The following is a 6,372-nucleotide window of genomic DNA, read 5'->3' on the forward strand; positions in this document are numbered from 1 at the left end:
GCCCGCTTTACTGGGTGAGGCGATCGCGCGTGGCGGCATCGCCCAGAAAATAGGACGTCATCGAGAGCGAGCCGTCGATCGTGTCGTTGAACACGCCGAGTGCATCCTCTTCCAGCCGCGCGCCCGCGACGTAAAGCAGCGGCAGGAAATGTTCCGCGCTGTTGATCGCGGCGGCGGCGGCCTTGTCGGATGGGGCGAACCGGGTGAGCGCGGCCGGATCGCCGTCCGCCATCGCGCGGTTGATCCGGTCCTGGAATTCGATCGCCCAGTCCGGCCGGGTGCCCACCGAGGCGCGCCACAAGGCCAGGTTGTGGACGATGTTGCCGCTGCCCACGATCATCACGCCTTCGCGCCGCAGCGGCGCCAGTGCCTTGCCCAGCGCGAGATGCGCGGTGGGATCGAGCGAGCGATCAAGGCTCATCGCCACGACCGGGATATCGGCCCCGGGGAACATCGGCAGGAGCACGCCCCAGACGCCGTGGTCGAAACCCCACTGCGTGTCGAGCGACACCCGGTCCGCGCCGAGCGCGGCGGTGACTTTCGCGGCCAGCTCTGCCGAGCCGGGGGCGGGATAGCGCATGTCGTAAAGCGCTTGCGGGAAACCCCGGAAATCGTGGATCGTGCGCGGCGCGGGGCCATCGGTCAGGTGCGTGTGGCCAGAGGTTTCCCAATGCGCGGTGATGCACAGGATCGCCTCGGGACGCGCCATCAGCCCGCCGAGCCGCTCCATCGTCCGGCGTTCGGGGTTTTCGGTGATGAGGGTCATCGGCGAGCCATGGCCGACGAACAGGGCAGGGGCTGTCTGGTTCATGCGCGCGTGATATTGGGGAGGCTACGGCCCGGTTCAATCCCAGCGCGCGGGGGCCGGGCTGGAAAACCTACCCTTTCTTGCGCGTCAGTTCGCGCATGGCATCCTCCAGCCCTTCCAGCGTCAGCGGATACATCGCCCCGTGCATCAGATCGCGGATCATCCGGGTCGAGCTGGAATAGTCCCACTGCCGTTCCGGCGTGGGATTGAGCCAGACGGTGGCGGGATAGGTATCGCGCACGCGCTTCAGCCAGACGGCCCCAGCCTCGTCATTCATGTGCTCGACGGAGCCACCGGGGTGGCTGATCTCGTAAGGGCTCATCGCCGCGTCGCCGACGAAGACCACCTTGTAGTCATGCCCGTACTTGTGGAGCAGATCCCAGGTTTTCGTGCGCTGCGACCAGCGGCGGCGATTGTCCTGCCACACGCCTTCGTACAGGCAATTGTGGAAATAGAAGAATTCCAGGTTCTTGAACTCGGCGGTGGCGGCGCTGAACAGTTCCTCGACCAGCTTGATGAATGGGTCCATCGACCCGCCGACATCAAGGAACAGCAGCACTTTCACGGCGTTGTGCCGCTCGGGCCGCATCTTGAGGTCGAGCCAGCCCTGCTTGGCGGTGCCTGCGATCGTCGCTTCGAGGTCCAGCTCCTCGGCCGCGCCTTCGCGCGCGAAGCGGCGCAGGCGGCGCAGCGCCACCTTGATGTTGCGCGTACCCAGTTCGCGCGTGTTGTCGAGATTGGCGAAATCGCGCTTTTCCCAGACCTTGATCGCCCGCCCGTGCTTGCCCTCGCCGCCGATCCGCACGCCTTCGGGGTTATAGCCCGAATGGCCGAACGGGGAGGTGCCGTTGGTGCCGATCCACTTGTTGCCGCCTTGGTGGCGCTTTTCCTGCTCTTCCAGACGCTTCTTGAGCGTCTCCATGATCTCGTCCCACGATCCCAGCGCCTTGATCTGTTCCATCTCCTCATCGGAGAAATAGCGCTCGGCCAGCTTCTTCAGCCACTCCTCGGGGATTGCGACCGGCGCCTGGCCATAATCGCCGACGATGCCCTTGAAGACCTTCTGGAACACCTGGTCGAAGCGATCGAGCAGCCCTTCGTCCTTCACGAAGGTGGCGCGCGAAAGGTAATAGAACGCCTCGGGCGTTTGCTCGATCACGTCCTTGTCCAGCGCTTCGAGCAGCACGAGGTGCTCCTTGAAGCTGGCGGGAATGCCGGCGGCGCGCAATTCGTCGATGAAGTTGAAGAACATGGCGCTCAGCTTGACGGCGGCGGCGGGGGCGGCTGGCGGGCAAACCGTTCGAGCGCCGGGTCGATCACCGCCCAGTCAGGCGCGTCGTCGGTCCAGATCACCATTTCCGGCTTCAGCCCGTGCCCTTCGTCCAGCACGCCGAAGCGCACGGTCTTGAGGTGCATCCGGCCCGAGCTTTGCCCGTAGATCTGGGTGCCGCAGATGGGGCAGAACGAGAATGTCAGCGTATTGCCGCTGTCCGCCTCCCAATGGGCGCTGGCCAGCGCGCCAGTGACCGCGACATCGTCCGCCTTGAAGGTGGCGTTGTGCGTCGGCCCGCCGGCGGCGATCTGCTGGCACTGCCGGCACCAGCATTGACGCGTGGCCAGCGGTTCCCCGGCGATCTCCAGCGTCACCGCGCCGCAGGCGCACCGGCCGGTATAAGGTGCGGGCATGTCAGTTCCCCCTGCGCGCCATGAAGGCCAGGCGTTCGAACAGCATCACATCCTGCTCGTTCTTTAGCAGCGCGCCGTGCAGGGGTGGGATCGCCTTGGTCGGGTCCTGGTTCTGCAGCACGTCGAGCGGCATGTCCTCGTTCAGCAGCAGCTTGAGCCAGTCGAGCAGCTCGCTGGTCGAAGGCTTCTTCTTCAGGCCGGGCACATCGCGCAGCTCGTAGAAGATCTCCATCGCCTTGGTGACGAGCGTCTTCTGGATGCCGGGGAAGTGCACGTCGATGATCGCCTGCATCGTCTCGCGGTCGGGGAACTTGATGTAGTGGAAGAAGCAGCGGCGCAGGAAGGCGTCCGGCAGTTCCTTCTCGTTGTTCGAGGTGATGACCACGATCGGGCGATCCACCGCCGCGATGCGCTCGCCGGTCTCGTAGACGTCGAAGGCCATGCGATCGAGCTCGGTCAGCAGGTCATTGGGAAACTCGATATCGGCCTTGTCGATCTCGTCGATCAGCAGCACCGGCAGCCGCTCGGAAGTGAAGGCTTCCCACAGCTTGCCCTTGCGGATGTAGTTGCGGATGTCGTGGACCCGCTCGTCGCCAAGCTGGCCGTCACGCAGGCGTGCCACCGCGTCGTATTCGTAGAGCCCCTGATGCGCCTTGGTGGTGGACTTGACGTTCCAGGTGATCAGCGGCGCGTTGGCCGCTTTGGCGATTTCCTCGGCCAGCACGGTCTTGCCGGTGCCCGGCTCACCCTTCACCAGCAGCGGGCGCCGCAGCGTCACCGCCGCGTTGACCGCGACTTTCAGATCGTCGGTGGCGACATAGCTGCTGGTGCCTTCGAAACGCTGCATCGGGAATCCTGTCGGTTGCTTGTCGGCTTGACGGTAAGTTGTGCAACGCAGCGAGGCAAGCGGGCATCGGCGGCGTGGACAAGCCCCGGCGGGCATTGCACAAGCCGGGCATGGGGCTCGATTTTCTTCGCGAGGCAGGCTGGCTGAACGCGGGCAGGGTGCGCGGCTACCTCTGGCTGCTGGCGCTGCTCAACACGGCGACGCTGGTGTTCCTGCTGGCCACCGCGCATCGCGGCGTGGATCGCAACGGCTTCCTGCTCGGCACCGATTTCCTCAGCTTCTGGACCGCCGGGCGGATGCTGCGCGCGGGCGGCGAGGTCTACGATATCGCCGCGCATATCGCCGCGCAGCAGGCCTATTTCACACAGGACAGCGCATTCACCGCGTTCTTCTATCCGCCTTCGTTCCTGCCGTTCTGCTACCCGCTGGGGTTCCTCGGCTATTTTCCGGCGCTGGGCTTGTGGCTGTTGGCGACCGGCGCGTTCTATCTCTTCGCGGTGACGCGCTGGCTGCGCGAGACGCCCGGCCCGATCCCGGTATCCGTGCCGGCGGCCGTGCTGTTCGCGGCCTTTCCGCCAGTGCTGATCACCGTGACGCATGGGCAGACCGCGTTCCTCGTCGCCGGCCTGCTCGGCCTTGGCGCATTGCTCGTGCGCCGCGCGCCGCTGGCCGCCGGCGCCTTGCTGGGCCTGGCCACGATCAAGCCGCAGTTCGGCCTGCTCGTGCCGATCGTGCTGGTGCTGACCGGGGAATGGCGCGTGATCGGCGCGGCCGCAGCCAGCGCGCTGCTGCTGGCCGCGATCGCCACGCTGGCTTTCGGGGCCGGGCACTGGGCGGAATGGGCCGCGATCAGTGGCGAGGCGCAGCGCGCGATGAACCAGGGCGCCGTCGGCTATGCCAAGATGACCAGCCCGTTCGCCGCCGCCATGCTGCTCGGCGCGCCGGCGGGCCTGGCCTATGCGCTGCAAGCGCTCGTCAGCCTGGGCGTGGCCGGCGCGATCGCGCTGGCCAGCTGGCGGCGCGCCTATGGCCCGGCGCTCGCCGCCGCGATGCTGGCGGGGGCGCCGCTGGTGACGCCGTTTGTGCTCGATTACGACATGGTGCTGCTGGCCTTCCCGCTGATCTGGCTGGCCGGACAGGGTTTCCGGCCATGGGAGAAGGCCGCGCTCGCGCTTGCGTTCATCGCCCCGGCGTTCGCCAGGCCGCTTGCGATGAACGCCGCGATCCCGATCATGCCGCTGGCGCTGATCCTGCTTTTCGCCGTGCTGTTGCGGCGCGCGGCGGGGCAAGCGAACGACATGGCTGAACAGACCACAAGGGAGAGCCTGACATGACCGCCCAATTCGCCGACTGGGTTTCCATCTGCGAGACCAAGGCGCGCTATTGCCGCTGCCTCGATACCAAGGACTGGGACGGCTATGCCGACTGCTTTACCGAAGACTTGGTGCTCGATACCCGCCCGGCCGGCGGCAACATCGCTCACGGGCGTGACGAAGCGCTGCGGATGGTCCGGGGATCGGTGGAACGGGCGCGGACCGCGCACCATGTGCACAATCCCGAAATCACCTTCGCTCCCGACGGGCAGAGCGCCGACGTGATCTGGGCCATGCAGGACCGGGTCGACTGGGCCGAGGACCGCGTTGCCCAAATGGGCGATACCGGCCACACCGGCTATGGCCATTACCGTGAGCACTACGTCAAATGCCCGGACGGCAAATGGCGCATCCAGCGCCAGGCGCTCAGCTATCTGCACTTCGATCGCATCGGCGTGATCGCGGCCGGAGGCTAGGCGGCGTGGACAAATTCAGTCGAGCGTTTCGACGCTGACCAGTTTGAGGTCGCCGTCGAACGCACCGACATAGGCCGTGATGTTGTCTGAAAATTCGTCCATGAGATTTAGCCCGTCCGGGTCATGGTCGTTTTCGGCGACAAGCCTCAGCTTGCCATCGAGGAAGGTGCATATGGCGTTGTTTTCATCCGGATAATGTAATCGGAACGCCTCTGTGATGTCGCGCGCTGCTTCCTTACCCTCTGCTGGGGAAACATCGTAGCATTCCAAGGTGATGCGATACATCGGTTGCCCTCTCGTTCGTTGGGCACTTTATCGGTCAACGTGCCTATGATGAAGTCTGGAGGATTGACGCAGGTCGTGCCGGTTGATTCAAGGCTGCTTTTTGGAGGCAGGCTTGAGCAGGGGCGATCTGACCGAAGCCGAATGGCGCGTTCTGAAGGATTTATTGCCCATCGAGCCTGAGAACCGTGGTCGAGGCAGACGGCCCGAGCAGAACCGTTCGATCATCAATGGCATCCTCTGGCGGCTCCGGTGTGGCGCTCCGTGGCGAGACGTGCCGCCTAAATATGGTAGCTGGAACACTATCTATCGGCGGTTCCGACGATGGAGTGAAGCCGGGGTCTGGGAGACCGTCGCGGTAACGCTTGCTGAGATCATGGCGGACAGCGGCCACTACAGCATCGACAGTACCACAGTCCGCGCCCACGTCTCGGCAGCGGGCGGAAAAGGGGGACTCATCGACGCGCTCTTGGCCGCTCGCGGGGCGGGTTCACCAGTAAGCTTCACTGCCTGGCCGATGCCCTCGGACGACCGCTCGCCTTCCACCTGACGGTCGGGGAAGCGGCAGACTGCAAGGCATATGACGCGCTCATAAGCCTGCCAGAGCGCAAGCCGGACGCCCTGCTTGCCGACAAGGGCTACGATGCCGATGCCATCCGTGCCGACCTCGCCGAGCGAAAAATCGAGGCCGTCATCCCCGGCAAATCAAACCGCCGTGTAAAGATCGAACACGACCGGGCGCTCTACAAGCAGCGCAACCGCATCGAGCGCATGTTCGGCCATCTCAAGATCAACCGCGCCATCGCCACGCGCTACGACCAACTTGCCAGCAGCTTCCTCGGTATGGTCCATATCGCCACCGCCAGATACTGGCTCAAATTTGTCCACGCCGCCTAGCACTACTTTGGCAGAAGTGTAATTTTTGGGATTCCCATGACGCAAGATGCGTGATTCATGGGG

8 protein-coding genes are annotated in these 6,372 nt (G+C 64.8%); 3 read left to right on the forward strand and 5 right to left on the reverse strand.

Features of this window, described 5'->3' with window-relative positions; genetic code table 11:
• Positions 1–7 precede the first annotated feature (7 nt).
• The 4 genes from ygiD to PYV00_RS03055 all read right to left on the reverse strand — a co-directional run bounded on the left by ygiD (position 8) and on the right by PYV00_RS03055 (position 3,341).
• Positions 8–811, reverse strand: a complete 804-nt coding sequence (gene ygiD, locus PYV00_RS03040; protein WP_275226776.1) for a 4,5-DOPA dioxygenase extradiol — start codon at positions 809–811, stop codon at positions 8–10.
• Positions 812–878: 67 nt separating this feature from the next.
• Positions 879–2,060: a vWA domain-containing protein gene (locus PYV00_RS03045; RefSeq protein ID WP_275226777.1), complete on the reverse strand. Its 1,182-nt coding sequence runs from the start codon at positions 2,058–2,060 to the stop codon at positions 879–881.
• 5 nt (positions 2,061–2,065) lie between these two features.
• Positions 2,066–2,494 (reverse strand): GFA family protein, encoded by a 429-nt coding sequence (locus tag PYV00_RS03050; RefSeq protein WP_275226778.1) that lies wholly within the window; start codon positions 2,492–2,494, stop codon positions 2,066–2,068.
• A 1-nt stretch (position 2,495) separates the two neighbouring features.
• Entirely contained in the window at positions 2,496–3,341 is an 846-nt protein-coding gene (locus PYV00_RS03055; RefSeq protein WP_275226779.1) for an AAA family ATPase, read from the reverse strand.
• 38 nt (positions 3,342–3,379) lie between these two features.
• On the opposite strand from PYV00_RS03055, the gene PYV00_RS03060 reads away from it, so the two are divergent.
• Positions 3,380–4,675: a glycosyltransferase family 87 protein gene (locus tag PYV00_RS03060; protein WP_275226780.1), complete on the forward strand. Its 1,296-nt coding sequence runs from the start codon at positions 3,380–3,382 to the stop codon at positions 4,673–4,675.
• Positions 4,672–5,130, forward strand: coding sequence for a nuclear transport factor 2 family protein (locus tag PYV00_RS03065; RefSeq protein WP_275226781.1), 459 nt, complete (start codon positions 4,672–4,674; stop codon positions 5,128–5,130). The genes PYV00_RS03060 and PYV00_RS03065 overlap by 4 nt, the downstream gene beginning before the upstream one ends.
• A gap of 15 nt (positions 5,131–5,145) precedes the next feature.
• On the opposite strand, the gene PYV00_RS03070 is transcribed toward PYV00_RS03065, so the two are convergent.
• Complete coding sequence (locus PYV00_RS03070; protein WP_275226782.1) at positions 5,146–5,415, reverse strand: hypothetical protein; 270 nt, start codon at positions 5,413–5,415, stop codon at positions 5,146–5,148.
• A gap of 112 nt (positions 5,416–5,527) precedes the next feature.
• Here PYV00_RS03070 and PYV00_RS03075 point away from each other — a divergent pair.
• A protein-coding gene (locus PYV00_RS03075; protein ID WP_275226783.1) for an IS5 family transposase occupies positions 5,528–6,309 on the forward strand; the annotation gives its coding sequence in 2 pieces (ribosomal slippage) (positions 5,528–5,852 and positions 5,852–6,309; 783 coding nt in all).
• The last annotated feature ends 63 nt before the right edge of the window (positions 6,310–6,372 follow it).

It is taken from the genome of Novosphingobium album (ex Liu et al. 2023), from assembly GCF_029076845.1.
Lineage (GTDB): Bacteria > Pseudomonadota > Alphaproteobacteria > Sphingomonadales > Sphingomonadaceae > Novosphingobium.

What these genes read in the sequence shown, in the direction of transcription:
- ygiD (WP_275226776.1), bottom strand. Translation starts at nt 811, where the DNA reads ATGAACCAGACAGCCCCTGCCCTGTTCGTCGGCCATGGCTCGCCGATG.
- PYV00_RS03045 (WP_275226777.1), bottom strand. Translation starts at nt 2,060, where the DNA reads ATGTTCTTCAACTTCATCGACGAATTGCGCGCCGCCGGCATTCCCGCC.
- PYV00_RS03050 (WP_275226778.1), bottom strand. Translation starts at nt 2,494, where the DNA reads ATGCCCGCACCTTATACCGGCCGGTGCGCCTGCGGCGCGGTGACGCTG.
- PYV00_RS03055 (WP_275226779.1), bottom strand. Translation starts at nt 3,341, where the DNA reads ATGCAGCGTTTCGAAGGCACCAGCAGCTATGTCGCCACCGACGATCTG.
- PYV00_RS03065 (WP_275226781.1), top strand. Translation starts at nt 4,672, where the DNA reads ATGACCGCCCAATTCGCCGACTGGGTTTCCATCTGCGAGACCAAGGCG.
- PYV00_RS03070 (WP_275226782.1), bottom strand. Translation starts at nt 5,415, where the DNA reads ATGTATCGCATCACCTTGGAATGCTACGATGTTTCCCCAGCAGAGGGT.